The sequence below is a fragment of the Trujillonella humicola genome, assembly GCF_046233715.1.
GTDB lineage: Bacteria > Actinomycetota > Actinomycetes > Mycobacteriales > Geodermatophilaceae > Trujillonella > Trujillonella humicola.
Map to the genome: position 1 here is coordinate 170,895 of NZ_JBJNRJ010000003.1, position 26,492 is coordinate 197,386.

Annotated in this window: 26 protein-coding genes; 21 read left to right on the plus strand and 5 right to left on the minus strand. The window is 75.7% G+C overall.

All coding sequences use genetic code 11. From position 1 onward, the window contains the following. Positions 1–2 precede the first annotated feature (2 nt). Together selA and selB are read left to right on the plus strand one after the other, a co-directional pair. Positions 3–1,313 carry an L-seryl-tRNA(Sec) selenium transferase gene (gene selA, locus ACK586_RS03115; RefSeq protein ID WP_409328987.1) on the plus strand — a complete coding sequence of 437 codons (1,311 nt, stop codon included), beginning with the start codon at positions 3–5 and terminating at the stop codon, positions 1,311–1,313. After that, positions 1,310–3,076, plus strand: a complete 1,767-nt coding sequence (selB, locus tag ACK586_RS03120; RefSeq protein WP_409328988.1) for a selenocysteine-specific translation elongation factor — start codon at positions 1,310–1,312, stop codon at positions 3,074–3,076. The genes selA and selB overlap by 4 nt, the downstream gene beginning before the upstream one ends. Before the next feature lie 7 nt (positions 3,077–3,083). Here selB and ACK586_RS03125 read toward each other — a convergent pair whose 3' ends face one another. Continuing rightward, entirely contained in the window at positions 3,084–3,236 is a 153-nt protein-coding gene (locus tag ACK586_RS03125; protein WP_409328989.1) for a hypothetical protein, read from the minus strand. 40 nt (positions 3,237–3,276) lie between these two features. Beyond that, positions 3,277–4,038, minus strand: coding sequence for an enoyl-CoA hydratase-related protein (locus ACK586_RS03130; protein ID WP_409328990.1), 762 nt, complete (start codon positions 4,036–4,038; stop codon positions 3,277–3,279). 49 nt (positions 4,039–4,087) lie between these two features. Between ACK586_RS03130 and hemW the strand changes: the two genes are divergently transcribed. From hemW to ACK586_RS03150, 4 genes are all read left to right on the plus strand, one after another. Then, complete coding sequence (gene hemW / locus ACK586_RS03135) at positions 4,088–5,311, plus strand: radical SAM family heme chaperone HemW (protein WP_409328991.1); 1,224 nt, start codon at positions 4,088–4,090, stop codon at positions 5,309–5,311. A gap of 121 nt (positions 5,312–5,432) precedes the next feature. Then, positions 5,433–6,269: a mycofactocin-coupled SDR family oxidoreductase gene (locus ACK586_RS03140; protein ID WP_409328992.1), complete on the plus strand. Its 837-nt coding sequence runs from the start codon at positions 5,433–5,435 to the stop codon at positions 6,267–6,269. Between the two features lie 123 nt (positions 6,270–6,392). Next, positions 6,393–7,490 carry a histidine kinase gene (locus ACK586_RS03145; protein ID WP_409328993.1) on the plus strand — a complete coding sequence of 366 codons (1,098 nt, stop codon included), beginning with the start codon at positions 6,393–6,395 and terminating at the stop codon, positions 7,488–7,490. Continuing rightward, positions 7,487–8,119: a response regulator gene (locus ACK586_RS03150; protein ID WP_425330363.1), complete on the plus strand. Its 633-nt coding sequence runs from the start codon at positions 7,487–7,489 to the stop codon at positions 8,117–8,119. The genes ACK586_RS03145 and ACK586_RS03150 overlap by 4 nt, the downstream gene beginning before the upstream one ends. Before the next feature lie 7 nt (positions 8,120–8,126). On the opposite strand, the gene ACK586_RS03155 is transcribed toward ACK586_RS03150, so the two are convergent. Then, complete coding sequence (locus tag ACK586_RS03155) at positions 8,127–8,540, minus strand: type II toxin-antitoxin system VapB family antitoxin (RefSeq protein ID WP_425330366.1); 414 nt, start codon at positions 8,538–8,540, stop codon at positions 8,127–8,129. A gap of 227 nt (positions 8,541–8,767) precedes the next feature. Here ACK586_RS03155 and hrcA point away from each other — a divergent pair, with 227 nt between their 5' ends. The 9 genes from hrcA (at position 8,768) to ACK586_RS03205 (ending at position 17,624) form a co-directional block, all read left to right on the plus strand. Continuing rightward, on the plus strand, positions 8,768–9,790 hold the full coding sequence (hrcA, locus tag ACK586_RS03160; protein ID WP_409328994.1) for a heat-inducible transcriptional repressor HrcA: 1,023 nt from the start codon (positions 8,768–8,770) through the stop codon (positions 9,788–9,790). 15 nt (positions 9,791–9,805) lie between these two features. Next, on the plus strand, positions 9,806–10,936 hold the full coding sequence (gene dnaJ / locus ACK586_RS03165) for a molecular chaperone DnaJ (protein WP_409328995.1): 1,131 nt from the start codon (positions 9,806–9,808) through the stop codon (positions 10,934–10,936). A 4-nt stretch (positions 10,937–10,940) separates the two neighbouring features. Further along, positions 10,941–11,702 (plus strand): 16S rRNA (uracil(1498)-N(3))-methyltransferase, encoded by a 762-nt coding sequence (locus ACK586_RS03170; RefSeq protein ID WP_409328996.1) that lies wholly within the window; start codon positions 10,941–10,943, stop codon positions 11,700–11,702. 41 nt (positions 11,703–11,743) lie between these two features. Beyond that, on the plus strand, positions 11,744–12,103 hold the full coding sequence (locus ACK586_RS03175; protein ID WP_409328997.1) for a histidine triad nucleotide-binding protein: 360 nt from the start codon (positions 11,744–11,746) through the stop codon (positions 12,101–12,103). A gap of 114 nt (positions 12,104–12,217) precedes the next feature. After that, a complete protein-coding gene (locus tag ACK586_RS03180) occupies positions 12,218–13,033 on the plus strand; it encodes an enoyl-CoA hydratase/isomerase family protein (protein WP_409328998.1) in 816 nt (271 codons plus the stop codon). Positions 13,034–13,198: 165 nt separating this feature from the next. Continuing rightward, positions 13,199–15,340, plus strand: coding sequence for a PhoH family protein (locus tag ACK586_RS25595; RefSeq protein WP_425330364.1), 2,142 nt, complete (start codon positions 13,199–13,201; stop codon positions 15,338–15,340). A gap of 5 nt (positions 15,341–15,345) precedes the next feature. After that, on the plus strand, positions 15,346–15,849 hold the full coding sequence (gene ybeY / locus ACK586_RS03195; RefSeq protein ID WP_409328999.1) for an rRNA maturation RNase YbeY: 504 nt from the start codon (positions 15,346–15,348) through the stop codon (positions 15,847–15,849). 7 nt (positions 15,850–15,856) lie between these two features. After that, the gene (locus ACK586_RS03200; protein WP_409329000.1) at positions 15,857–17,209 is read left to right on the plus strand and encodes a hemolysin family protein; all 1,353 of its coding nucleotides are present in this window, start codon (positions 15,857–15,859) and stop codon (positions 17,207–17,209) included. 82 nt (positions 17,210–17,291) lie between these two features. Next, entirely contained in the window at positions 17,292–17,624 is a 333-nt protein-coding gene (locus tag ACK586_RS03205; RefSeq protein WP_409329001.1) for a cytidine deaminase, read from the plus strand. Positions 17,625–17,640: 16 nt separating this feature from the next. Here ACK586_RS03205 and ACK586_RS03210 read toward each other — a convergent pair whose 3' ends face one another. Beyond that, positions 17,641–18,207 carry a hypothetical protein gene (locus tag ACK586_RS03210; RefSeq protein ID WP_409329002.1) on the minus strand — a complete coding sequence of 189 codons (567 nt, stop codon included), beginning with the start codon at positions 18,205–18,207 and terminating at the stop codon, positions 17,641–17,643. Positions 18,208–18,280: 73 nt separating this feature from the next. Between ACK586_RS03210 and era the strand changes: the two genes are divergently transcribed. From era to ACK586_RS03225, 3 genes are all read left to right on the plus strand, one after another. Further along, the gene (gene era / locus ACK586_RS03215; RefSeq protein WP_409329003.1) at positions 18,281–19,195 is read left to right on the plus strand and encodes a GTPase Era; all 915 of its coding nucleotides are present in this window, start codon (positions 18,281–18,283) and stop codon (positions 19,193–19,195) included. Further along, positions 19,196–19,942, plus strand: coding sequence for a DNA repair protein RecO (recO, locus tag ACK586_RS03220; RefSeq protein ID WP_409329004.1), 747 nt, complete (start codon positions 19,196–19,198; stop codon positions 19,940–19,942). Between the two features lie 82 nt (positions 19,943–20,024). Continuing rightward, the gene (locus ACK586_RS03225; protein ID WP_409329005.1) at positions 20,025–20,807 is read left to right on the plus strand and encodes an isoprenyl transferase; all 783 of its coding nucleotides are present in this window, start codon (positions 20,025–20,027) and stop codon (positions 20,805–20,807) included. Between the two features lie 31 nt (positions 20,808–20,838). Here ACK586_RS03225 and ACK586_RS03230 read toward each other — a convergent pair whose 3' ends face one another. Next, positions 20,839–22,536 carry a serine/threonine-protein kinase gene (locus ACK586_RS03230; RefSeq protein WP_409329006.1) on the minus strand — a complete coding sequence of 566 codons (1,698 nt, stop codon included), beginning with the start codon at positions 22,534–22,536 and terminating at the stop codon, positions 20,839–20,841. Between the two features lie 243 nt (positions 22,537–22,779). Between ACK586_RS03230 and ACK586_RS03235 the strand changes: the two genes are divergently transcribed. Genes ACK586_RS03235 through ACK586_RS03245 form a run of 3 tightly spaced genes read left to right on the plus strand, consistent with a single transcriptional unit; the run spans position 22,780 to position 26,330 of the window. Beyond that, positions 22,780–24,321: an FAD/NAD(P)-binding protein gene (locus tag ACK586_RS03235; RefSeq protein WP_409329007.1), complete on the plus strand. Its 1,542-nt coding sequence runs from the start codon at positions 22,780–22,782 to the stop codon at positions 24,319–24,321. Positions 24,322–24,375: 54 nt separating this feature from the next. Further along, positions 24,376–24,810, plus strand: coding sequence for a hypothetical protein (locus ACK586_RS03240; RefSeq protein WP_409329008.1), 435 nt, complete (start codon positions 24,376–24,378; stop codon positions 24,808–24,810). Then, a complete protein-coding gene (locus ACK586_RS03245; RefSeq protein ID WP_409329009.1) occupies positions 24,810–26,330 on the plus strand; it encodes an FHA domain-containing protein in 1,521 nt (506 codons plus the stop codon). The genes ACK586_RS03240 and ACK586_RS03245 overlap by 1 nt, the downstream gene beginning before the upstream one ends. The last annotated feature ends 162 nt before the right edge of the window (positions 26,331–26,492 follow it).

Consider the following 26,492-nt stretch of genomic DNA (forward strand, 5'->3'; position numbering starts at 1 on the left):
CGATGAGTGCCGACCCGCGGCGACAGGTCCCGCGCACCGACACGCTGCTCGCCGACGGGCGACTCGCGCCCGCGATCGAGCGCCTGGGCCGCGACCTGGTGAAGGACGCGGTGCGCGGCGTCCAGGCGCGCATCCGCTCCGGCGAGGTGGCCCCCGCCGCCGCGGTTCCGGCCGTCCTCGCCGCCCTGCCGGCCACCGCGGCGAGCCTGCGCCCGGTGCTCAACGCCACCGGCGTGCTGGTGCACACCAACCTCGGGCGCGCCCCGCTGTCGGCCGCGGCCCTCGCGGCGGTCGCGGCCGCCGGCGGCACCACCGACGTCGAGCTCGACCTCGCCACCGGCCGGCGCGGACCCCGGGGCGAGGCCGCCCTCGCGGTCCTGCGGGCGGCCGTCCCCGCCGCGGAGGCGGCGCTGGTGGTCAACAACTGCGCGGCGGCGCTGGCGCTGGTCGCCACCGCGCTCGGCCGTGGCCGCGAGCTGGTCATCGCCCGCGGGGAGCTGGTCGAGATCGGCGACGGCTTCCGCATCCCCGAGCTGCTGGAGTCCACCGGCGCCCGGCTGCGCGAGGTGGGGACGACGAACCGGGTGACCGCCGACGACTACCGCGACGCCCTGCACGACGAGACCGGCGCGGTGCTCAAGGTGCACCCGTCGAACTTCGTCGTCCGTGGCTTCACGCGCTCCGTGCCGGTGCACGAGCTCGCCGTGGCCCTGCGCGGCAGCGGCGTCCCGCTGGTCGCCGACGTCGGCTCCGGCCTGCTCGGCCCGGACCCGGTGCTGCCCGACGAGCCGGACCTGCAGACCGCTCTCGCCGACGGCGCCGACCTCGTGCTGGCCTCCGGCGACAAGCTGCTCGGCGGCCCGCAGGCCGGTCTCGTCCTCGGCCGGGCCGACCTGGTCCAGCGGGTGCGCCGCCATCCGCTGTACCGCGCGCTGCGGGTCGACAAGACGACCCTCGCCGCGCTGGAGGCGACCCTGCGCGGCCCGCTGCCGCCGGTCCGCCGGATGCTCGCCGCCGACGCCGCCGGGCTGCGCGCCCGCGCCGGGGCGCTGGCCGGGCGGCTGGTCGCCGCCGGCCTCGACGCCGTGGCCGTGGACAGCGCGGCCCGCGTCGGCGGGGGAGGGGCGCCCGAGCACCCGCTGCCCAGCGCCGCCGTCTCGCTGCCCGAGGCGATGGCCGGGCCGCTGCGCGCGGGCGCGCTCCCGGTCGTCGGGTACGTCGAGGGCGGTCGCACCCTGCTGGACCTGCGCAGCGTGCTCCCGGAGGACGACGACGCGCTGGGAGCCGCGGTCCTCGAGGCGGCCGCGCGGTGACCGGTGCGGACGCGCGGATGGACGTGATCGCCACCGCGGGCCACGTCGACCACGGCAAGTCCACGCTGGTCCGGGCCCTCACCGGGATGGAGCCCGACCGCTGGGCCGAGGAGCGCCGCCGCGGGCTGACCATCGACCTCGGCTTCGCCTGGACGACGCTGCCCTCGGGTCGGCGGGTGGCGGTGGTCGACGTCCCGGGCCACGAGCGGTTCGTCGGCAACATGCTCGCCGGCGTCGGCTCGGTGCCGGCGGCGCTCGTGGTCGTCGCCGCCGACGACGGCTGGTCGGCGCAGACCGCCGAGCACGTAGCCGTGCTCGACGCGCTCGGCGTGCGGCACGCCCTGCTCGCGGTGACCAAGGCCGACGTCGCCGACCCCGCGCCGGTGCTGGCCGACGCCGGCGAGCGCCTGGCCGGCACGTCGATGGGCGCCGTTCCCGGGGTCGCGGTCAGCGGGGTCACCGGCTCCGGGGTCCCCGAGCTCGCCGCCGCGCTCGAGTCGCTGCTGGACGGCCTCCCCGCGCCGGACCCGGCGGCGTCGGTGCGGCTGTGGGTCGACCGGGCGTTCCCGATCCGCGGCGCGGGGACCGTCGTCACCGGCACCCTCGCCGCCGGGAACGTCGCCGCCGGGGACCGCCTGCTCCTGGGCGACCGGGAGGTGACCGTGCGCGGCCTGCAGTCCCTGGGCGAGCCGGTGCGGCGGGCGGGAGCGACCGCGCGGGTCGCGCTCAACCTGCGCGGCGTCGCGGTGGAGGACCTCGCCCGCGGCGATGCGCTCCTGACCCCCGGCGCGTTCCTGTCCACCGACCTGCTCGACGTCTCGCTCGCCGCCGGGGCGCAGGACCGCCTGCCGGCCGAGCTCGTCGTGCACGTCGGGTCGGCCGCCGTCACCGCCCGGGTACGCATCCTCGACGGGACGGCGGTGCGGCTGCGGCTGTCGGCGCCGCTGCCGCTGCGGGTCGGCGACCGCGTGCTGCTGCGCGACCCGGGCGCCCGGCGGGTGCTCGGTGCCGACGTCCGCGACGTCGCCCCACCGCCGCTGCGCCGCCGCGGCGCGGCGCGGCAGCGGGCGGCCGAGCTCGCCGCCCAGCCGCCCGGGCCCGCAGGTGCCGCCGCCGACCTCGCGCGGCGGCGGGTGCATCCGGCCGCCGACTGGTCCGCCATGGGCTGGCCCGTGCCGCCCGGCGCGGACCGGGTCGGGCCGTGGCTGGTGGCCCCGGGCCTGCTCGACGAGCTGGCCGCCGCCCTGCCCGGGCTGGTCGCCGCCCACCGGTCGGCGCACCCGCTGGAGGCCGGCCCGCCGGTCGCCGTCGTCCGCCGGGAGCTGGACCTGCCGGGTGACGAGCTGGTCCGGGCCGTCGTCCGCCCGCCGCTGGCGCTGCGCGACGGTCGGGTCGCGGCCGCCGCGGCGGACCTGCCGCCGGCCGTGCAACGGGCGGTCGACGCGGTGCGCGCCCGGCTGGCCGAGGACCCCTTCGCCGCCCCCGACACCGAGCAGCTGGCCGCGGCGCGGCTAGGGCCCAGGGAGCTGGCCGCCGCGGTCCGCGCGGGCCAGCTCGTGCGGATCGCCGAGGGTGTCGTCCTCGCCCCGGGCGTCGAGGAGGAGGCCCGGCGGCGGCTGGCCGGCCTCCCGGCCCCGTTCACGGTGAGCCAGGCCCGCGGCGCCTGGGGGACCAGCCGCCGGGTCGCCGTCCCGCTCATGGAGTGGCTGGACGCGCGCGGGGTCACCGAGCGGCTGCCCGACGCCACCCGCCGGCTGCGGTAGCCGCCGGTCAGCCGGCGGAGGTGCGCAGCATCCGGTCGTGCTCGGGATCGTCGTCCGGACCCGGCAGCACCGAGGTGTCCAGCGACTCGACGGTGTCCTCCGGACCCACCGGCTCGGGCAGGGAGCGGAACCGGGCGCGCGGGTCCTCGGGAACGGTCACGCCGGGGAGCGTCCGCGTACCCGCCGGTGCGGTCAAGGCGTCAGGGCACCCAGCGGGGCGGGCGCTTCTCCCGGAACGCCGCGATGCCCTCCTGCCCCTCCTCGCCGGCGAACCGGCGGGCCGAGATCTCCTGCAGCTCGGCGAACGAGCCGCGCAGCCCCCCGGAGCGCAGCAGCCGCTTGGTCTCCGCCAGCGCTCCCGGTGCCCCCGCGGCCAGCGCCGCGACCTGGGCGTCGACGGTCGCGTCGACCTCGTCGTCGCCGACGGCGAGGTCGACCAGGCCGGCGGCGGCGGCGAGGTCCGGGCCGAAGACCTCGCCGGTCAGCGCCAGCCGGTGCGCCAGGTGCGGCACCATCCGCGGCAGCAGCACCGCGGAGATCACCGCGGGCACCAGCCCGACGCGCACCTCGCTGATCGCGAACGTCGCCGACGCCCCCGCGACGACGACGTCGCAGGCCGCCATCAGCCCGATCCCCCCGGCCCGGGCCGGACCGCGCACCGCGGCGAGCACCGGCTTGGGCGCGTGCCACAGCGCGGTGAGCAGGTCCGGGAACGCCAGCACCCCCTGGTCCCCGGCCCCGGCGCCGGCGGCTTCGGACAGGTCCATCCCCGAGCAGAAGACCCGCCCGGTGTGGTCGAGCACCAGGACCCGCACCTCGTCGTCGGCGAGCGCCTCGTCGACCGCCGCGCGCAGCTGCGCCAGCATCGCCCGGGAGAGCGCGTTGCGGTTGGCGGGGGAGTCCAGCGTCAGCCGGGCCACCCCTCGGTCGACGGACACCTGCAGCACCGGGTCGGGGGTCACAGCCCGATCCTGCCGGGCACCGGCCCGCGGCGCGGCACACTGGGTGCAGATGGACGCCGCCCTGCCCCTCCTGCCCGCCCCGCCGGCCGCGCCGTTCGAGCTGCCCGCGCCGGCGCGCGAGGGCCTGGCGACGACGCCGTTCGGGCTCTACGTGCACGTGCCGTTCTGCGCCACCCGCTGCGGCTACTGCGACTTCAACACCTACACCTCCGACGAGCTCGGACCCGGGGCGAGCCGGGCCGACTACGCCGGCACGGTCGTCGCCGAGCTGCGCCGGGCGGCCGAGGTGCTCGGCCCCGACCGCCCGCAGGTGTCCACCGTCTTCGTCGGCGGCGGCACCCCCACGCTGCTGCCGGCCGGCGACCTGGTCGCCGTCCTCGCCGCGGTGCGGGAGCTGTTCCCGGTGGCCGCCGACGTGGAGGTGACCACGGAGGCCAACCCGGAGTCGGTGACCCCGGCGTCGCTGGCGACGCTGCGGGAGGGCGGGTTCACCCGGATCAGCCTGGGCATGCAGTCGGCCGCCGAGCACGTGCTCGCCGTGCTGGACCGCCGGCACACCCCGGGGCGCGCCGCGGAGGCAGCGCACGAGGCGCGCGCCGCGGGCTTCGAGCACGTGAACCTCGACCTCATCTACGGCACGCCCGGGGAGACCGACGCCGACTGGGCCGCCTCCCTCGACGTCGTGCTCGCCGCTCCGGTCGACCACGTCAGCGCCTACGCCCTCATCGTGGAGGAGGGCACCCGGCTCGCCCGGCGGATCGCCCGCGGCGAGCTGCCGATGCCCGACGACGACGTCCTCGCCGACCGCTACGTGCAGGCCGACGCAGCCCTCGGCCGGGCCGGCCTGGACTGGTACGAGGTCTCCAACTGGGCGCGCGGTCCGCTCGCCCGCTGCAGGCACAACGAGCTCTACTGGGCAGGCGCCAACTGGTGGGGCGTCGGCCCGGGCGCCCACAGCCACGTCGGCGGGCTGCGCTGGTGGAACGTCAAGCACCCCGCCGCGCACGCCGCGCGGGTGGCGGCCGGGGAGAGCCCGGCGGCCGGCTCGGAGCTGCTCGACGACTCCGATCGCGCGCTGGAGGCGGTGATGCTGGGTTTGCGGCTGCGCGACGGGCTGCCGCTGACCCGGTTGTCGCCCGCCGGCCGGCTGCGCGCCGCCGGCGCCGTGGCGCGCGGCCTGCTCGAGCCGGCCGCGCACGAGGCCGGGCGCGCGGTGCTCACCGACCGGGGCCGGCTGCTCGCCGACGCCGTCGTCCGCGACCTCGCCGACTGACCGCGGCGCCGCTGCGCGCCGTCCACCGGTCCCGGCGGTCACTACCGTCCGGCCTCCGGACGCGACGAGGCGTTCCGGCGGGGCGCGCGCCCCGCCCACCGGCAGGTCGGAGGACCAGACGATGGCAGGACGGGTCGAGGGCAAGGTCGCCTTCATCACGGGCGCGGCGCACGGCCAGGGGCGCAGCCACGCGCGGCGGCTCGCGCAGGAGGGCGCGGACATCATCGCCGTGGACCTGTGCCAGGACTACGACACGGTCGGCTACCCCATGGGCACCGAGGCGGAGCTGGACCAGACGGTCAAGGACGTCGAGGCCCTCGACCGGCGCGCCGTCAAGGTGATCGCCGACGTGCGCGACCCGAACGCGATGAAGGCCGCGTTCGAGACGGGCATCGCCGAGCTGGGCAAGGTCGACGTCATCTGCGCCAACGCGGGCATCGCGTCCTACGACCCGGAGCAGACCCGCCAGCACTACATCGACGTCCTCAACGTCAACCTGGTCGGCGTCGTCAACACGGTGCTGGCCGGGCTGCCGCACCTGCCCCGCGGCGGCTCGGTCATCGTGACCGGCTCGCTGGCCGCCCTCCTCAAGGGTGGCATCGGTGAGAGCGGCAGCGCCTACACGCTGGCGAAGCGCTCGCTCGTCCCGTTCGTCCAGGCCACCGCCGCCGCCGTGGCCAAGGAGATGATCCGGGTCAACGGCGTTCACCCGACCAACTGCAACACGAACCTGCTGATGAACGACGGGCTCTACAAGCTCTTCCGGCCCGACCTGGAGAACCCGACGCAGGAGGACGCCATCCCGGCCTTCCACACCCTGCAGCAGATGCCGGTGCCCTACGTCGAGCCCGAGGACATCAGCGAGGTCGTCCTCTTCCTCGCCTCCGACGCCTCCCGGTACGTCACCGGCCAGTTCATCAACTGCGACGCCGGGGGCCACCTCAAGACGCTGGACTGACCCCGACCGGTCTCCCCTGACGGATGTCAGGGGAGACCGGCGACGTCCCGCACTACCGCCCGCCGGGCGGGGCGCCGCACGCTCGGGGGCGTGTCCGTCCGCGTCCCGCTAGCGTCGCCGTCCATGGACCGCCGGCGCGACCTGCGGCGCCTGGGCTGGGCGCTGCCGTGGCTGCTGTTCCAGTTCTTCCCCCTGGCCGACCTGGTCACCACGCCCCGGGCCGGGTGGGTACGCGCGGTCGCCGCGGCCGGCCTGGTGGCCTTCACCGCCTGCTACCTCGTCGTCTTCGGCCGGTTCTTCGACCGCCGCCCGGTCCCGTGGCGCCACCTCGTGGCCGTCGCCGTCCTCGGCGTGGCCCTGGCCGTGTGGCTCGGCCCGTCGTGGGCCGGCCTGATGATCTACGTGTCCGCCGCGTCGGCCGGGGCGCTGCCGCAGCGGTGGGTGTGGCCGGCCGTGCTCGCCTGCGCCGGGGTCAGCGCCGCCGTCCTCGGCGCGGCGGGAGAGCTGGACTCGCTGTTCGTCCTCCCGGTGATGTGCCTGCTCGCCGCGTTCGCGCTGCAGGGCACCCGCACGCTGGTCTCGCTGAACGCCGAGCTGTCCGAGGCGCGGGAGGAGCTCGCGCGCAACGCCGTCGCCGAGGAGCGGCTGCGCTTCGCCCGTGACCTGCACGACCTGCTCGGCCACAGCCTGTCGCTCATCGCGCTCAAGAGCGAGCTGGCCGGGCGGCTGAGCGAGCGCGACCCGGCGCGCGCCCGCGCGGAGATGGCCGACGTCGAGGCGACCGCCCGGCGGGCACTGGCCGACGTGCGCGACGCGGTCGGCGGCTACCGGCAGGTCAGCTGCGCCGGCGCGCTGGCCGAGGCCCGCGCCGCGCTCTCGGCCGCCGGCATCACGCTGTCGGCGCCGCCGTCCCTCCCGGTCCTGCCCGGTCCGGTGGACGCCGTGCTCGGCTGGGTCGTGCGCGAGGCCACCACCAACGTGCTCCGGCACAGCGGCGCCCGCTCGGTCACCGTCACCGTCGAGGAGGGGGACGACGTCGCGACGCTGGCCGTGACCGACGACGGCCGCGGCGCCGACGGCCCGGCGGGGACGGGCCTGTCCGGTCTGGAGGAGCGGCTGGCCGCGCTCGGCGGGCGGCTGGAGGCCGGTCCCGGCCCGGACGGCCGCGGGTTCCGGCTGGCGGCCCGCGTGCCGGCCGGCGCGGTCCTGGCCCCGCGGTGACGGACCCCGGGAAGGCCGGTGCCGTGATCCGGGTGCTCATCGCCGAGGACCAGTCGATGGTCCGCGGCGCGCTGCGGGCGCTGCTCGAGCTCGAGGACGACATCCGCGTCGTGGCCGAGGTCGGCCGCGGGGACGAGGTGGTGCCCGCCGCGCGCGAGCACGCCCCGGACGTCGCGCTGCTCGACATCGAGATGCCCGGCTGCGACGGGATCGAGGCCGCCCGGCTGCTGGCCGCCGAGGTGCCCGGCACCCGCGCCGTCGTCCTCACCACCTTCGGCCGGCCCGGCTTCCTGCGGCGGGCCATGGAGGTCGGGGCCGCCGGGTTCCTGGTGAAGGACGCCCCGGTCGCCGAGCTCGCCCGGTCCATCCGCGCGGTCGTGGCGGGCGAGCGGGTCATCGACCGCGACCTCGCCGCCGCCGCGCTGGCGCTCGGGGCCACCCCGCTGTCGCCCCGCGAGGCCGACGTCCTGCGCGAGGCGGCGGGCGGCGCGACGGTCGCCGAGATCGCCCGCCGGCTGTTCCTCTCCGAGGGGACCGTGCGCAACTACCTGTCCTCGGCGATCGGCAAGACCGGGGCGCGGACCCGGGTGGAGGCCGCGCGCGCCGCCGAGGAGCGCGGCTGGCTGTAGGGGGCCCTCAGCGGGCCGGCTCGGCCGGCATGAGGGCGTCGAGGTCGAGCACCCGCACGTGGATGACCGTGCGCTGCTGCAGCGCCGCCCGCAACGCACGGTGCAGCCCGTCCTCCAGGTACATCTCGCCGTGCCACAGGACGGCGTGCGGGAAGAGGTCGCCGTAGAAGGTCGAGTCGTCGGCGAGCAGCGCGTCGAGGGCCAGCTCGCGCTTGGTCGTGACGAGGGTGTCCAGCCGGATCTGCCGGGGCGGGATCATCGCCCAGTCCTTGGTCGACATGCCGTGCTCGGGATAGGGACGGCCCTCGCGCACCGCTTTGAAGATCAGGGAACCGACCTCCGTCCAGCGAGCTCTTCGTCCGGCCCCGTCCCGAGGCTCGCGCCGAGCGTGCGAGGCGTGAGGAGGACGGGGTCCTTCGATCGACCACCGGTCAGCCTATCGGCCGCTCCGGCGCGACGCCCCGGCCGGGCGGGCGGTCGACAGGTCCGCCGCCCGCGAGCCGCGCGACGGGGTGGACCGGCGGTCGTATGCTGGGCTGGCACTCCGTCCGTGCGAGTGCCAGCCCCTGCCGACGGTGCGACGGAGCGGTGCGGCGCGGCACTGCGGCCCTCTCGCACGGCAGTCGACCGGTACGGGGAGGTGTCACCGTGGCGCACGACGAACGGCGCCTGCAGGTCCTGCGGGCGATCGTCCAGGACTACGTCTCCACCAACGACCCGGTGGGCAGCAAGGCCCTCGCCGAGCGGCACGACCTCGGCGTCTCGCCGGCGACCATCCGCAACGACATGGCGGTGCTCGAGGAGCAGGGCTACATCGCCCAGCCGCACACCAGCGCCGGGCGGGTGCCGACCGACAAGGGGTACCGGCTCTTCGTCGACCGGCTCTCGGCCGTCAAGCCGCTGTCGGCCGCCGAGCGCAAGGCGATCGAGCGGTTCCTCGACGGTGCCGTCGACCTGCACGACGTGCTGGGCCGCACGGTCCGCCTGCTCGCGCAGCTGACCCGCCAGGTCGCCGTCGTCCAGTACCCGACCCTGTCGCGCAGCGCCGTCCGCCACCTGGAGGTCGTCCAGGTGGCCGGCTCCCGGCTGCTGCTCGTCCTGATCACCGACACCGGCCGGGTCGAGCAGCGGGTCGTCGAGTGCCCGGTCGACATCGACCACGACACCGTCGCCGAGCTGCGCTCGCTCCTGGGCGGCGCCTTCACCGGCGCCCGGCTCACCGACGCCGGGAGCAAGGTGCCCGACCTGGTCGAGTCCGCTCCGCCGCACCTGCGCCCGCTGGTCGCCGCGCTCAGCGCCACGCTGGTCGAGACGCTGGTCGAGCCGGGGGAGGACCGCCTCGTCGTCGGGGGGACGGCGAACCTGACCCGCACCGCGCTGGACCTGCCCGGCACGGTGCGGCCGATCCTCGAGGCGCTGGAGGAGCAGGTCGTCGTCCTCAAGCTGATCAGCGAGGTCGACACCGGCGGCGCGGTCGTCGTCCGGATCGGCGAGGAGAACGCGCACGAGGGCCTGACGGGTGCCTCCGTCGTCTCCGTCGGGTACGGCTCGGCGGACCGGGCCCTCGGGGGCCTGGGCATCGTCGGCCCGACCCGGATGGACTACCCAACGAACATGGCCGCGGTCCGTGCCGTGGCCCGCTACGTCGGCCAGCTGCTGGCCGAGAGCTGAGGCTGAGACCTTCCCATGGCAACCGACTACTACGGCGTCCTCGGCCTGGCCCGCGGCGCCTCCGACAGCGACATCAAGAAGGCCTACCGCCGGCTCGCGCGCGACCTCCACCCGGACGTCAACCCCGACCCGGGCGCCAAGGAGCGCTTCCAGGAGGTCAGCCGCGCGTACCAGGCGCTGACCGACCCGGAGAAGCGCCGCATCGTCGACCTCGGCGGCGACCCGTTCGACACCAACGGGGGCGGGGGCGGCAGCCCGTTCGGGGGCGCCGGCTTCGGCGGGCTGGGCGACATCATGGACGCCTTCTTCGGCGGCGGGATGGGCGCGCGCGGACCGCGCAGCCGCACCCGCGCCGGCGGGGACGCGCTGATCCGCCTGGACCTCGAACTGGACCAGACGGTCTTCGGCACGACCGAGGACATCACCGTCGACACCGCCGTCCTCTGCGACACCTGCGCGGGTGCGGGCACCGCGCCGGGCACCCACCCGACCACCTGCACCACGTGCTCGGGCCGGGGCGAGGTGCAGAGCGTGCAGCGTTCCTTCCTCGGCCAGGTCGTCTCCAGCCGGGTGTGCCCCACCTGCGAGGGGACCGGCCAGGTCATCCCCGAGCCGTGCATGAAGTGCGGCGGCGACGGGCGGGTGCGGGCGCGGCGCAACATCACCGTCAAGGTGCCCGCGGGCGTCGAGGACGGCATGCGGATCCGGCTGACCGGCCACGGCGAGGTCGGCCCCGGCGGCGGCCCGGCCGGCGACCTGTACGTCGAGATCTCCGAGCGGCCGCACCCGGTGTTCACCCGCGACGGCGAGGACCTGCACTGCCGCGTCACGCTGCCGATGACCGCCGCCGCGCTGGGCACGACGCTGTCGCTGACCACGCTGGACGGCGAGGAGGACGTCGACATCCGGCCGGGCACGCAGTCCGGCACGGTGCTCACCCTCCGCGGCCGCGGCGCACCGCGGCTGCGGGCCACCGGCCGCGGGAACCTGATGGTGCACGTCGAGGTCGAGACGCCGACCCGGCTGGACGCCGAGCAGGAGAAGCTGCTGCGGGAGCTCGCCGTGCTGCGCGGGGAGGACCGGCCCGGAGCTGCCCCGGAAGGGCAGGGCGGGCTGTTCTCCCGGCTGCGCGACGTGCTGAAGTGAGGGCATGAGCACCACCGGAACGGGCCTGCCCGAGCTCGACGGCGCCCCGCTCTTCCTGCTGGAGGAGCTGCCGCCCGGCGACGAGGTGCTCGTCGCCGGGCCGGAGGGCCGGCACGCGGTGGACGTGCTCCGGCTCGCGCCGGGGGAGCGGGTGCGGGTCGGCGACGGCCGGGGCGCGGTCGCCGAGGGGGAGGTCGCCGCCGCCGGTCCCGAGGGACTGCGCGTGCGCGTGGACACCCGGCTGGAGGTGCCGCAGGCGCAGCCCCGGCTGGTGCTGGTGCAGGCCCTGCCCAAGGGCGACCGCGGTCCGCTGGCCGTGGAGCTCGCCACCGAGCTCGGCGTGGACCGCATCGTGCCGTGGTCGGCGTCCCGGTGCGTCACCCGCTGGCGGGAGGACCGGGCCGCGAAGGGGGTCGCGCGGTGGCGGGCGGTGGCCCACGCGGCGAGCAAGCAGTCGCGGCGGCCGCGGCTGCCCGAGGTCGCCGAGCTGGCCAGCACCCGGGAGGTCTGCGGCGAGCTCGCCGAGGTCGACCTCGCCATCGTGCTGCACGAGCAGGCGCGGGCCCGGATCAGCGGCCTCGACGTGCCCGCGGAGGGCACGGTCGCCGTCGTCGTCGGGCCCGAGGGCGGGCTCACCGACGGCGAGGTGCTGGCCTTCCGGGCGGCCGGCGCGGAGCCGGTGCGGCTGGGGCCCGAGGTGCTGCGCACCTCGACGGCCGGCGCCGCCGCCCTGGCCGCGCTGTCGAGCAGGACGCGCTGGGGCTGAGCCCGCCGACCGGCCGCGCCGCCGCACTAGGGTCTCCGGATGTGAGCGACTGCCTGTTCTGCCGCATGGTCGCCGGCGAGATCCCGGCCGACGTCGTCTCCGAGACCGAGCGCACGCTCGCCTTCCGCGACATCAACCCGCAGGCCCCGACGCACGTGCTGGTGATCCCCAAGGACCACCACCGCAACCTCGGTGCGCTGGCCGCCGCCGACCCCGACCTGCTCGGCGCGGTGGTGCGCACCGCCGCCGACGTGGCCCGGCAGGAGGGGCTGGTCACCGGCGACGGCGTCGAGCCGGGCTACCGCGTGGTCACCAACACCGGCCCGCAGGCCGGGCAGTCGGTCGACCACCTGCACCTGCACGTGCTCGGCGGCCGCTCCCTGGGCTGGCCGCCCGGCTGACGCGCCGCCGCCGGTGACCGGTGCCGCGTCGCGGTCCTGGGTGCCGCGCTGCAGCACGGCACCGGGCACCACACCGCGGCAGCGGCCGGGCGACCCGCCTGCCAGGGTGGGGGCATGACCGAGAGCCCCGTGCGCGTCGAGCGGGACGGCGGCGTCGCCGTCGTCGTCCTGGACGCCCCGCCGCTGAACCTGTTCGACGAGACCGTCTTCGCCGGCTACGAGGCGGCGGTGGCCGAGCTGGTCGCCCTCACCGAGCCGGGCCGGCCGGACCGCGCGCGGGCCGTGCTGCTCGAGGCGCGCGGCAGGGTCGTGTCCGCCGGCGTCGACGTCCACCACTTCCAGGCGATCGCCGAGGGCCCGGACCCGGCCGGCGGGGGGACGGCGCTGTGGGCCCGGCTCATCCGGCTGGCGCAGACGCTCGAGGAGCTGCCGGTGCCGACGGTCTTCGCCGCGCACGGGCTGACCCTGACCGCTGCCTTCGAGCTGGCGCTGGCCTGCGACCTGCTGGTGGCCGCCGAGCGCGCCTCGTTCGGGCTGGTCGAGATCGTCGTCGGCCTGACCCCGTCGATGGGCGGGCCGCAGCGGCTGGCCGAGCGGGCCGGCCCGGCGCGCGCCAAGGAACTCATCTACACCGGCGGGCGCTACCCGGCCGCCGAGCTCGAGCGCTGGGGCGTGGTCAACCGGGTGCTGCCCGACGAGGGCTTCGCCGAGGCCGCCCGCGCCTACACCGCCGGGCTGGCCGCCGGCCCGACGGTCGCGCACGCGGCGACCAAGCGGCTGGTCGGCACGGCGCTGCGCGACGGCGTGCGGGCGGCCGACGCGGTGATGCCGCAGCTGTCCGGGCCGCTGTTCGCCACCGCGGACCTGCGCGGGGCCGTCGCGTCCTTCCTCGCCGACGGTCCGGGCAAGGCGACCTACGAGGGCCGCTGACCCGTTCGGGCGAGCCCGGTTCCGGAGGGCGTCGCGCGGGTATCCTCGACCGGTCCGATCGCCTCAGCAGGAAGGCAGGGTCGAGGGTTCTTGCCCGACTCCTCCCCGAACGTCCCCGTGCCGGGAGCCCCCACGTCGCGTGAGGCCTCGGCCTCCGCCGCCGCGGTGGACGGCGCCACGGGTACGTCGGCACTGGCGGGCAGCGCGCCCGCACCCGTCCGCACCACCATCGCCGTCCCCGAGAGCGTCTCGATGGTGGGGCTGCTCGGCTCCGGCGACGAGCTCCTCCGGCTGGTCGAGGCCGAGGTCGCCGCCGACGTCCACGTCCGCGGCAACGAGATCTCGGTGACCGGCCAGCCGGCCGACAACGCGTTCGCCGTCGCCGTGTTCGACGAGCTCATCGCGCTGCTGGGCACCGGCCAGGCGCTGCGGCCGGACTCGGTCCGCCGCGTCATCGGCATGCTGCGCAGCGGCGGTTCCGAGCGCCCGGCCGACGTGCTGAGCCTCGACATCATCAGCCGCCGGGGCCGCACCATCCGGCCCAAGACGCTGAACCAGAAGCGCTACGTCGACGCCATCGACGCGCACACCATCGTCTTCGGCATCGGCCCGGCCGGTACCGGCAAGACCTACCTGGCCATGGCCAAGGCCGTGCAGGCGCTGCAGACCAAGCAGGTCAACCGGATCATCCTGACCCGCCCGGCGGTCGAGGCCGGCGAGCGGCTGGGGTACCTGCCGGGCACGCTGTCGGAGAAGATCGACCCCTACCTGCGGCCGCTGTACGACGCGCTGCACGACATGGTCGACCCGGAATCCATTCCACGATTGATGGCTGCCGGAACAATTGAAGTGGCGCCATTGGCATACATGAGGGGACGCGCCCAGCCGTACGACGCCCAGGTCCTGACCCCCGACGGTTACCTCCCGATGGGGACGCTGCGCGTCGGCGATCTGGTCATCGGCTCCGACGGCCGGCCGACGCCGGTGCTGGGCGTCTACCCGCAGGGCCGCAAGGAGGTGTTCCGGGTCGCCACCCAGGACGGCGCCTGGACGCTGGCCTGTGGCGAACACCTGTGGACCGTGCGGACCGCGTCGGACAAGCGCCGGGGCCGCACCCGGACGCTGGAGACGAAGGAGATGATCGGCAAGCTCCGTGCGGCGCGAGCCCGGCGCTACGAGCTGCCGGTCGTCGCGCCCGTGGAGTTCGAGCCCCAGGTCGTGCCTCTGGACCCGTACGCGCTGGGTCTCCTGCTCGGCGACGGCTGCCTCACGACGACGACCACGCCAGCCTTCACCACGGCGGACCCGGAGCTCGCGGTCGCCCTGGAGGCAGCACTGGAGGGCGTCGAGGTCCGACACAAGGGCGGGTACGACTACGTGCTCCACCACGTCGACGGTGGCCGCGGCGGGCTGCGGATCGCCAACCCGGTGACCGCCTCGCTGCGCCGGCTCGACCTGGCGGGGACGACCTCGGCCACGAAGTTCGTTCCCGAGCAGTACCTGCACAACTCCGTCGCCGTCCGCACGGCGCTGCTGCAGGGGCTCCTCGACTCCGACGGCGGGCCGGTCTCCCAGCGTGCGCGTACGTGCCGCGTCCAGTACACGACCACCTCTCCGGGCCTCAAGGACGACGTCACGTTCCTCGTGCGGTCCCTGGGAGGCGTCGTGTACACGCGCCTGCGGGAGGCGGTGGGTCGCCCGCCGGGGCTGGTGAACGGTCGCCCCGTCGAGTACCGCGAGGACGCGTACGTGCTCGACATCCGGCTGCCGTCGGAGGTGCAACCCTTCCGACTGGAGCGCAAGCGCCGGGTGTACGAGAGCACTGGTGGCGGCCGGCCGATGCGGTTCATCGACAGCATCGAGCCGGTGGGTGAGCAGGAGACCCTCTGCATCCAGGTCGCCGCGCAGGACTCCCTGTACGTGACCGACGACTTCCTCGTCACCCACAACACGCTGAACGACGCGTTCGTCATCCTCGACGAGGCGCAGAACACCACCGCGGAACAGATGAAGATGTTCCTCACGCGACTGGGATTCGGCTCGAAGATCGTGGTCACCGGGGACGTCACCCAGGTCGACCTCCCGGGCGGCGCGCAGAGCGGGCTCCGGATCGTGCGGGAGATCCTCGACGGCGTCGAGGACGTCCACTTCGCCAACCTCACCAGCTCCGACGTGGTCCGGCACCGGCTGGTCGGCGACATCGTCGACGCCTACGAGCGGTGGGACGCCGCCCACCAGCAGGCGCCCGCCCGCCCGGCCGGTCCGGCGCCGGCCCGGGGTTCCCGACCGCGCCGGCAGGGGAGCTGAGCGCCGTGCCCGTCGAGGTGGCCAACGAGTCCGAGATCGCCGTCGACGAGGCCGAGCTGGCCGGCATCTGCCGGTTCGTCCTCACCGAGATGGGCGTGAACCCGATGGCCGAGCTGTCGGTGCTGTGCGTGGACCCCGAGTACATGGCGACGCTGCACGAGCGGTGGATGGGCGAGAAGGGCCCCACCGACGTGCTCGCGTTCTCCATGGACGAGCTGGACACGTCCCGGCCCGACGACCCGGAGCCGGGGCCGGCGCTGCTCGGCGACGTCGTCCTGTGCCCGTCGGTCGCCGTCCGGCAGGCCCGCGCGGCCGGCCACACGATGGACGACGAGCTGGTGCTGCTGGCCACCCACGGCGTGCTGCACATCCTCGGCTACGACCACATGGAGCCCGAGGAGGAGAAGGAGATGTTCGCCCTGCAGACCAAGCTCCTCGACGCGTGGCGCTCCGCGCCCCGCCAGCCGGTGACCGGGGAGCCCGCGGAGCGGGAGCCCCGCACCCGGTGAGACGCCGATGACAACCTCCCAGATCACCCTGCTGGTCGTCGCCGTCCTGCTGGTCCCGCTGGCCGGGCTCTTCGGCGCGATGGAGGCGGCCCTGCAGCGCGTCTCGGCCGCCCGTGTGCAGGAGATGCGCCGCGAGGGCACGAAGCGGGCCGTCGCGCTCGAGCAGGTCCTGCAGGAGCGGCCGCGGCACGTCTCGCTGCTCCTGCTGCTGCGGATCGTCTGCGAGATGGTCGCCGCGGTGCTGGTCGCCGTCGTCCTCTACGAGCTGTGGGGGAGCGGCTGGCAGTCGGTCCTGGCAGCGGCCGGGATCATGACCGTCGTCAGCTACGTGCTGGTCGGGGTGGGGCCGCGCACGCTGGGCCGCCAGCACGCCTACGGCACCGCGCTGGCCACCGCCGGCGTCGTCCGGGTGCTCGGCCGGGTGCTCGGGCCGGTGGCCACCCTGCTCATCCTCGTCGGCAACGCCATCACGCCCGGGCGCGGCTTCCGCGACGGGCCGTTCTCCTCCGAGGTCGAGCTGCGCGAGCTGGTCGACATGGCCGAGGAGCGCGGCGTGGTGGAGTCCGGCGAGCGGAACATGATCCACTCGGTCTTCGAGCTGGGTGACACGATCGCCCGCGAGGTCATGGTCCCGCGCACCGACGTGGTCTACATCGAGCGCACCAAGACCGTGCGGCAGGCGCTGGCGCTCGCGCTGCGCAGCGGCTTCAGCCGCATCCCCGTCATCGGCGAGAACGTCGACGACGTCGTCGGCGTCGTCTACCTCAAGGACCTGGTCCGCCGCTCGCAGAACCTCGGCGACGGGCGGGGCCCCCGCGTCGAGGAGCTGATGCGCCCGCCGACGTTCGTCCCCGAGTCCAAGCCGGTCGACGAGCTGCTGCGCGACATGCAGGCGCAGCGCATCCACATCGCGATCGTGGTCGACGAGTACGGCGGCTTCGCCGGCCTGGTGACCATCGAGGACATCCTCGAGGAGATCGTCGGCGAGATCGCCGACGAGCACGACGCCTTCCAGCGCCCGCCCGTGGAGGAGCTCGACGACGGCTCCATGCGGGTCACCGCGCGGCTGCCGGTGGAGGACCTGGCCGCGCTCTTCGACGTCGAGCTGCCCGCCGACGAGGGCGTCGAGACCGTCGGCGGCCTGCTCGCCCGCGAGCTCGGCCTGGTCCCGATCGAGGGCTCGGCGACCGAGGTCGCCGGGCTCCGGCTGGTGGCGGAGAGCACCGGCGGGCGGCGCAACCGGATCGACACGCTGCTGGTCTGCCGCGTCCCCGAGCCCGCCGATGCCGACGACGGGGAGACGCCGAGGACGTCCGGGGCGACCCGCGCCGAGGAGCCGGCCGCCGTCGTGGAAGGGTGAAGGACCCTCCCGCCCCCACCGCTCGCAGGCTCGCGGCGGGCCCCTGTGCGAGGGCCGCCCCCGATCGAACGAGGACCTCTCCGTGCCGGATCTCCAGCCCGAGGACGCCAAGCTCGTCACCCTCGCCCGCTCCGCGCTCGGCCGGACCGGCGCCCCGGAGGGCGCGGCCGTCCGCGACACCGACGGCCGGACCTACCTGGCGGCGACGGTCGACCTGCCCTCGCTGCAGCTGTCCGCGCTCCAGGCCGCCGTCGCCGCGGCCGTGTCGAGCGGGGTCACCGGCCTGGAGGCCGCGGCGGTCGTCTCCTCCGCCGACGCCGTGGAGGCCGCCGGGCTCGCCGCCGTCCACGACCTGACGCCGTCCGCGCCGGTCCACCTCGCCGGCCCCGACGGGACGCTGCGCACCACCGCCTGAGCCGGCGATCCGGAGCTCAGCCCAGCGCGCCGGCGAACGCCTCGGGATCGCGCGCCCAGTAGCGGACGGCCCGCTCCCCGCCGTCGTCCGCGGCGTACCGGACGGCGATGCGCGACCGGCCCGGCCACCACCGGCCCGCCCGCGTCGCCGCCGGCCAGTCCGACGGCGGCCGGCCGAGGTGCACCTCGCGCACCTGGGCCAGCGCGACGACGTCGGCGGGGTCGGGACGGGTGGCGGCGGTGTGGGTGGACAGCCCGTGGTCGGAGACCGTCGTCCGGCGGGTGTTGAGCACCAGCACGACCGCGGCGGCGCCCACCGCCCACGGCAGCTCGTTGCCGACCTCGCCCCAGCCGCCGCTCCAGCCGAACAGCGCCAGCCAGCCGGCCGCGAGTGCGGCGGCCAGCGCCACCGCCACCGGGCCCGGTGCCTCGTACTGCCAGTACCGCAGCGGCTCGGGGACGACGGTCGCCGAGCGCCGCGGGCCCCAGCCGGCCACGAACCGGTGGCCGCGCACCTGCTCCACGTGCCGGCGCCGCTGCCCGCTCCACACCGCCGGAGAACCGCGCCGTCCTCGTCCCGCCACGTCCCCATCCTCGCGCGCCGGCCGCGCGGCCCGCCCGCGCGGCCCTGTCGTCCCGGGGTGGGAGGATGCTCGGGTGAGCACGCCGGAGCAGCCGTACCGCAGCGGCTTCGCCTGCCTGGTCGGCCGCCCCAACGCCGGCAAGACCACGCTGACCAACGCGATGGTCGGCGAGAAGGTCGGCATCGTCAGCAACCGCCCGCAGACCACCCGGCACGCCATCCGCGGCGTCGTGCACCGGCCGGGTGGGCAGCTGGTGCTGGTCGACACCCCTGGCCTGCACAAGCCGAGGAGCCTGCTGGGCCGGCGGCTCAACGACGTCGTCCGCGACACCCTCGCCGACGTCGACGTCGTGGTGCTCTGCGTGCCGGCCGACCAGCCGGTCGGCAGCGGCGACGCGTTCATCGCCCGTCAGCTGACGGAGGTGAGGGCGCCCAAGGTCGTCGTCGTCACCAAGACCGACGCGGCGTCGAAGAAGCAGGTCGCCGAGCAGCTGGTGGCCGCCAGCCGGCTGGTCGAGGCCGCCGAGGTCGTGCCCGTCAGCGCCGTGGCCGGGGACCAGGTGGAGCTGCTGGAGGACCTGCTGGTCGGGCTGCTGCCCGAGGGCCCGCCGCTGTACCCGGAGGAGCAGACCACCGACTCCGACGTCGAGCGGCAGCTGGCCGAGCTCGTCCGCGAGGCGGCGCTGGAGAAGGTGTTCCAGGAGGTGCCCCACTCGCTCGCGGTGACGATCGAGGAGATGAACCGGCGCCCCGACCCCAAGCGGGCGGGCGGCCAGCTCGTCGAGGTCCACGCGCTGCTGCACTGCGAGCGGCCCAGCCAGAAGCCGATGCTGCTGGGGAAGGGCGGGTCGGTCATCAAGGCGATCGGCAGCGAGGCCCGCACCGGCATGGAGGTCCTGCTCGGCGCCCGGGTGCACCTGGACCTGCACGTCACCGTCCTCGGCGAGTGGCAGGACGACCCGAAGAAGCTCAACCGGCTGGGCTACTGAGTGAGCACCACACCGCAGTCGCTGTACCGCGACGAGGGCGTCGTCCTGCGCACCCAGAAGCTGGGGGAGGCCGACCGCATCGTCACGGTCCTCACCCGCCGGCACGGCAAGGTCCGCGCGGTGGCCAAGGGCGTGCGCCGCACCAAGAGCAAGTTCGGCGCCCGGCTCGAGCCGTTCAGCCACGTCGACCTGCAGCTGTACACCGGCCGCAACCTCGACGTGGTCAGCCAGGCCGAGTCGATCCGCGCCTACGGGCAGGCGGTGGTCGGCGACTACCCGGCCTACACCGCCGGCACCGCCGTCCTGGAGACCGCCGACCGGCTCACCGCGGAGGAGAAGGAGCCCTCCCTGCGGATGTTCCTGCTCGTCATCGGTGCCCTGCGGGCGCTGGCCGAGCGCAGCCACCCCGCCCCGCTGGTGCTCGACGCCTTCCTGCTGCGCGCGATGTCGGTGGCCGGCTGGGAGCCGGCCCTGGGGGCCTGCGCCCGCTGCGGCGAGGACGGCCCGCACCGGCACTTCTCCGTACCGGCCGGCGGGTCGGTCTGCCGCGACTGCCGCCCGACCGGCTCGGCCATGCCCAACCCGGTGACCCTCGAGCTGCTGGAGGCGCTGCTGTCCGGTGACTGGTCGCGCGCCGAGGCCAGCGAGAGCGCGCAGCGCCGGGAGGGCAGCGGCCTGGTGGCCGCGCTGCTGCAGTGGCACCTGGAGCGCGGCCTGCGCTCGCTGGCCCTGGTCGACCGGTCGTGAGCGGACAGGGGCGCGAGCATCGCAGCGAGCGCCGGCGAGCGAGGAGCGGGGCGCTCTGCGGTAGCGAACCGAGGACGTCGTGATGCGGTCCAGGTCCACCACCCGGCGGGAGGTCCGGCCGCCGGACCCGCACCCCTCCGGGGTCCGGCCGCCGGAGATCCCGGCCGACAAGGTGCCCGGCCACGTCGCCATCGTCATGGACGGCAACGGCCGCTGGGCCAAGCAGCGGGGACTGCCGCGGACCGCCGGGCACGAGGCCGGGGAGTCCTCGCTGTTCGACTGCGTCGAGGGCGCGATCGAGCTGGGGATCAGCTCGCTGTCGGCCTATGCCTTCTCCACCGAGAACTGGCGGCGCAGCCCCGAGGAGGTCCGCTTCCTCATGGGCTTCAACCGCGACGTCATCCGCCGCCGCCGCGACGAGATGCACGAGCTCGGGGTGCGGGTGCGCTGGGCCGGCCGCCGCCCGCGGCTGTGGCGCAGCGTCGTCCGGGAGCTCGAGATCGCCGAGGAGCTCACGAAGGACAACGACGTCCTCACCCTCACCATGTGCGTCAACTACGGCGGCCGGGCCGAGATCGCCGACGCCGCCGCCGCCATCGCCCGCGAGGTCGCCGCCGGCCGGCTCGACCCGGAGAAGGTCACCGAGGCCACGGTCGCCCGCTACCTCGACGAGCCGGGCATGCCCGACGTCGACCTGTTCGTCCGCAGCTCCGGGGAGAACCGCACGAGCAACTTCCTGCTGTGGCAGTCGGCCTACGCCGAGCTGGTCTTCCTCGACACCCTCTGGCCGGACTTCGACCGCCGGCACCTGTGGGCTGCCTGCGAGGAGTACGCCTCGCGGCAGCGCCGCTTCGGCTCCGCCTAGGAACGGCCTCCAGGACCTGCCGCGCCTCCGGCTACCCGCCGAAGACCGCGACGTCGGTGTCGCGCCACCAGTCGGTGAGCGCGGTCAGCCCCTGCGTGCCGCCGCCGGGGATCCGCACGACGGCCTCGACGGCGTCCTCGTCCTCGGTCCAGATCAGGACCGCGTCGTTGCGCCGGTCGACGTAGCAGGCGATGCGACCGGAGCCGATGCCCTCGTCCTCCCACGTGCCGTGCCCCTGCGTCGCGGGGCAGGACGTGCCGGCGGGCTGCTCCTCCAGGTCGACGCGGGCCACGTCGTCGAGGAACACCCGGTCGGCGGTCGGCTGGTCGGGGTAGAGGAAGAACCGGGAGACGGCCGGCCCGGGCTGGGAGGCGCTGGCGCCGCAGTCGATCGCCGCCACCTCGCCGTCGTCGGCCGCCGGCGCGGGACGGCAGTCCCCGGCGTCGTAGTCGGGCGGCAGGATCGCCAGCAGGTCGTCGTGCCGGGGCCCGGCCACCGGCGGATCGGGGCGGTCCAGCGGCGCCTGACCGCCGTCGGTGAGCAGCAGGACGGCGACGAGCGCGGCGACGAGCGCGGCCGCCGTCCAGACCGCCGCCACGGCCGCCCGTCCCGGGCCACGCCGCCGGCCCGCCGCCGTCGCGCTGCCGCCCGCCGGGGTGCTGCCCGCCGGCGTCGGTCCGGCGCCGGGCGGAGGCGGGACGCTGCCCGCCCGGGTCGGCTCCGGCTCCGACGCCACCGGCGCCCCGCTCCCGGGCCCGGCCGACGTGCCCGGTGGGCCGCCGGCGGACGGCGGGGCGGACGGCGGGCCGACGGCCGCCACCGGCGGGAGCACCGTCACCCGCGGGGTGCCCGGCGCGACGCTCGGGATCCGGGCGGTGGACGTCAGCACCCTCCGCGCGGCGGTGGCCATCGCCCCGGCGGAGGGCCAGCGCTGCGCGGGGTCCTTGGCCAGGCCCTTCGCGATCACCTCGTCCAGGCCGCGGGGGAGCTCCGGTCGCGCTGCGGTCGTCGAGGGCGGCGCCTCGTTGAGGTGCGCCCACATGAGCGGGGCCAGGCCGGTGACCGGGAACGGCCGGCTCCCGGTCAGGGACTCGTAGAGCACGCAGGCCAGGGAGTACACGTCGGACCGGGCATCGGCGGGGTGCTCGAGGAAGCGCTCGGGTGCCATGTAGTCGAAGCTGCCGACCGCCGAGCCGGCCCGGGTGAGACTCGGCTGGCCCGGGTCGGGCATGACCGGCTGCGCGATGCCGAAGTCGACGAGGTAGACGAACTCCTCCTCGTCGTCGTCGGCCTCCTCGGGGCGGGTGCACACGAGCACGTTGGACGGCTTGACGTCGCGGTGGACCAGGCCCTCGGCGTGCGCGGAGTCGAGGGCGTGGGCGACCTGCGAGACGATGCCCACCGCCCGGCGCGGGGCGAGCGGCCCGCGGTCGGCGAGCACCGCCGACAGGTCGGCGCCCCGCACCAGGCGCATGTCGAGGAACAGCCGCCCGTCGATGTCGCCGTAGCGGTGGATCGGCACGATGTGCGGGTCGTTGAGGCGCGCCGCGGCGTAGGCCTCGCGGCGGAACCGCTCGCGGTAGGCAGAGTCGGCGGCGAGGTCCTCGGCCAGCACCTTGAGCGCCACCCGGCGCTGGTGGTCGGTGTCGAAGGCCTCGTACACGACCCCCATGCCGCCACGGCCGAGCAGGCCCTCGATCCGGTAGGGACCGAACTCACGGAACTCCACCGTCGACCTCCCCGCCGCCCGCGCAGCCGGACCGTTGCCCGGGCGCGCGGGTCGCCGCGGAATTCTAGGTGCCGGCCGGCCTCGGCGGGCCCCGGACCTGCGCCGGGAGCCGTTCCGGCGCCGCCCGGTCACCCCCTCGGAGGGTCCGCGCAACGGTTCACCGATGCCGCGGCGGATCCCGTTGACACGGGAGGCGGGGTCCCCCGACAGTGGCGGCTCCCCGAGCAAGGACGGAACACCCCCGTGAGCGAGAGCACGATCGCGCCCCAGCACGCCCAGCCGCCGTCCGGGCCGCCGCAGCCCGGAGACTTGAACGACCAGCTGATCAACACCCACGTCTGGACCGACCAGATGCTGGCCGAGGCCGGCATCCCCATCATCGACGTCCCGTTCGTCACCTTCGGGGGCGGCATCGGGTCGTTCGTGACCGTCGACTACCTGCGGATCTGCGGCGTGCCGACCAGCGCCATGCGGGTGCTCACGCCGCTGAAGACGCCGTGGGAGAGCTACGAGTACCTCACGACCGTGTCGCAGATCCCGCGTGGCGAGCGGCTGCGGTCGGACTCGGCCTCCACCCCGGACAACATCTGGGGCTTCCCCAGCTACGCGCTGCGCGAGGGCCCCAAGCAGTGGTGGAACGTCTTCCTCGAGCCGATCTTCAAGCGCTACTACACGCCGAAGGCCGGGCACGCGTTCACGTCCATGGAGCGGGAGATGTACCGGATCCGGTACCCCGAGATGGTGGTGCACGGCCAGGTCCGCATGGTGCGCCGCCGGGTGGGCGGCGGCTACTTCACGATCCTCACCCCGCCGGAGGGTGCCGCCGGCACGCGGCGGATCGCCTACCGCAGCCAGTGGGTGCACGTCGCCGTCGGCTACCCGGGCCTGAAGTTCCTCCCCGACCTGCAGAAGTACCGGCAGGAGCACAACGACTTCTCCAAGGTGGTCAACGCCTACGAGCCGCACGAGCACGTGTACGAGCGGCTGCACAACCGCCCCGGCACCGTGCTGATCCGCGGGGGCGGCATCGTGGCCTCGCGCGTGCTGCAGCGGCTGATCGACGACCGCGACCAGCGGGGCCTGCAGACGCAGATCGTGCACCTGTTCCGCACCTACGTGGACAAGGCCCACGGCCCCAGCATCTTCAAGCGCCGCCGCGGCGCCGACGGCTGGGCCTACCAGGGCTTCAACTACCCGAAGTCGGTGTGGGGCGGCCAGCTCAAGCAGCAGGTCCGCAAGAGCCACGGCGAGGAGCGCGCGAAGCTCTACAAGGAGATGGGCGGCACCAACACCCCGCTGCGCAACGACTGGCTCGAGCAGCTCGACCGCGGGCGTCGCGAGGGCTGGTACCGCGTGATGATCGGGCAGATCGACAACATGCGGCCGGTGGGGGACCTCGTCGAGGTCGCGGTGAGCAGCGACCAGGGGCCGCAGCTGGGCACCTTCGACTTCGTCATCGACTGCACCGGCCTCGAGGCCGACATCCGCGAGCACCGGGTCCTCGCCGACCTGCTCGACCACTCCGGCGCCGGCCGCAACCCGGTCGGCCGCCTCGACGTCGGCACCAACTTCGAGCTCCTGGGCACGCAGAACGGCGGCAAGATCTACGCCTCCGGCAGCGCGACTCTCGGCGGCCCGTTCCCCGGGGTCGACACGTTCTTCGGCCTGCAGATCGCCGCACAGGAGATCGCCGACGACCTCATCAAGCAGGGTTTCGCGCAGAAGCTGGGCCCGGGCCGTTCGACCAGCCAGTGGTGGAAGTGGGTCCGCAACAAGCAGATCTGACCCCTCGCCGCTCCCGACCCGCCACTGCCTGACCTCGACCCGAGAGAGACCTCCGTGCTCCCCACCCTGAACGGCCGCATCCAGACCAGGATCTTCCTGCTGGTCGTGGTCGGCGGCCTCTGGACGCTGATCATCACGCCGATCCTGCCCACCGGCGTGGGCATCGGTGCCTCTTACGCCGCCACCTTCTCCGTCATCATCGTGGTCACCGTGCTGGGCGTGCTCTGGGAGCTGCTCTACCACGCCATCCAGCAGTTCCGGTGGGAGAAGGACTGGCCGACCCTGTTCGGCTTCCTCACCGGCATCAACGAGGGCCTGCTCGTCTGGTTCTTCTTCGCCGGCGGGCTCGTGTTCTGGCACGACGGGATCCCCGGCCCGGCCTTCGTGATCCACTTCGTGACGACGTGGATCATCGTGTGGCTGGTCGCCAACGGCCCCATGCGCGTGCCGTTCGTCCACTGGCGGATCAACGGCGGGCGGCTCGTCTGATGGCCTCGCCCGTCGTCCCGCCCGCCGTCCCCTCCGCTCCTGCCGCCGCGGCTCCCGCGGCGGCCGTCGGCGTGCCGCCGTTCGACCAGGTCGGTGTCGCCGTCACCCCCGGTGCGGACCTCGTCGTCCGGCTGCCCGGCATCGTGCTCGTCGTGGCCGTCGAGGCCACCGCCGCCCCGGCCCCCGCGCCCAGCGCAGGACTGGGCGGCTGGGGCGTCAGCCCCTCGGCGCCGGCGGCCGCCCCGGCCGGTGACCGCCGGCTCGGGGAGCTCGTCGGCCTGTGCCGCCGGGTCTCCGCCGCGGGCCGGCGGGCGCCGGGCCGCCGGCTGCACGAGGAGTTGCGCGCCTGGCTGCCCACCGCGCCGGAGGTGCCGTCCTTCGCCGTGGCCGCCGCGACCGAGGAGGGCCTGGCGCTGGCGCTGCTGGGGGACGGCGTCGCCGAGGTGCCCGACCTGGGCCTGCGGCTCACCAGCGGGCTGGGGGACACCCCGCTGGCCGACGGCCGGGCCTACCTGGACCGCCTGGTCGACTGGCCGCCCGCCGCGCTGCGGTTGTCGGCGGGCCCGGCGGGCGACATGGGGCCGCACCCGCTGGCCGACCTCGAGGCCGGTGCGGTGCCCGGCGCCGCGGCGGTGCTCTCGCCGGCGCCCGTGCCGGCCACGCCGGTGGCGCCGGCTCCGCCGGTCGTCACCGGCGGCACGATGATCGCCCAGCTGCCGCCGCTCCCGGTCGCCGGCCGCGTCACCACGCCGCCGGTGCCGCCGCCGGCCGCGGCCGCCCCGCCGCCCCCGGCGCAGGAGCACGCGCACGCCGGTCACGACCACGCCGGGCACGACCACGAGCACGCGGGCCCGGTCGCCGCGCCGGCCGAGCCCCCGGCGCCGGTCGTCCCCCCGCCGGTGGAGCTGCCGCCGCCGTCCCGCTCGGTGTCGTTCCTGCAGCCGCCGCCCGCCGACGAGGTCGAGCCGCCGCGCGAGCCGCTCCCGGTGGTCACCGACGAGCAGCCGCCGGCCGCGCTCGCCCCCCAGGAGGAGGGCGACACCCGGCCCAAGGTCAAGGGCATCCTCTGCAAGAACGGCCACCTCAACGACCCGCGGGTGCTCTTCTGCGCGCAGTGCGGGATCCGCACCACGCAGCAGACCGCGGTGTTCGTCGAAGGCGTGCGACCGCCGCTGGGGCTGCTGGTGTTCGACAACGGGGCCACGGTGAGCCTCGATGCCGACTACCTGCTCGGCCGGGAGCCCGAGACCGACGAGCGGGTGCGGGACGGCAGCCACCGGCCGCTGCTGGTGGTCGACCAGACCGGCGGGGTCAGCCGGCACCACGCGGAGATCCGGCTCGAGGGGTGGGACGTCGTCCTCACCGACATCGGCTCGGCCAACGGCACGCTCTTCGCCCGCCGCGGCGAGCTGGCCTGGACCTCGCTGATCCCCGGCCAGCCGGTGCAGCTGACCCCGGGCATGACGGTGCGCATGGGCGGGCGGCAGTTCGCCTTCGAGTCGCCGCACGGCGGCTACTGACCCACCACGACGGCGCCCCCGTCCCCGCCGCGGGGACGCGGGCGCCGTCGTGCTGTCGGGGGCGGGGACGCGGGTCCCCGGGCCGGTCGGGCTGCCGGTCGGCCACTCTGCCGGCGTCCTGGGCACCTTGCCTGCGGGGTCCGCCCGGCAACGCCGGGGATC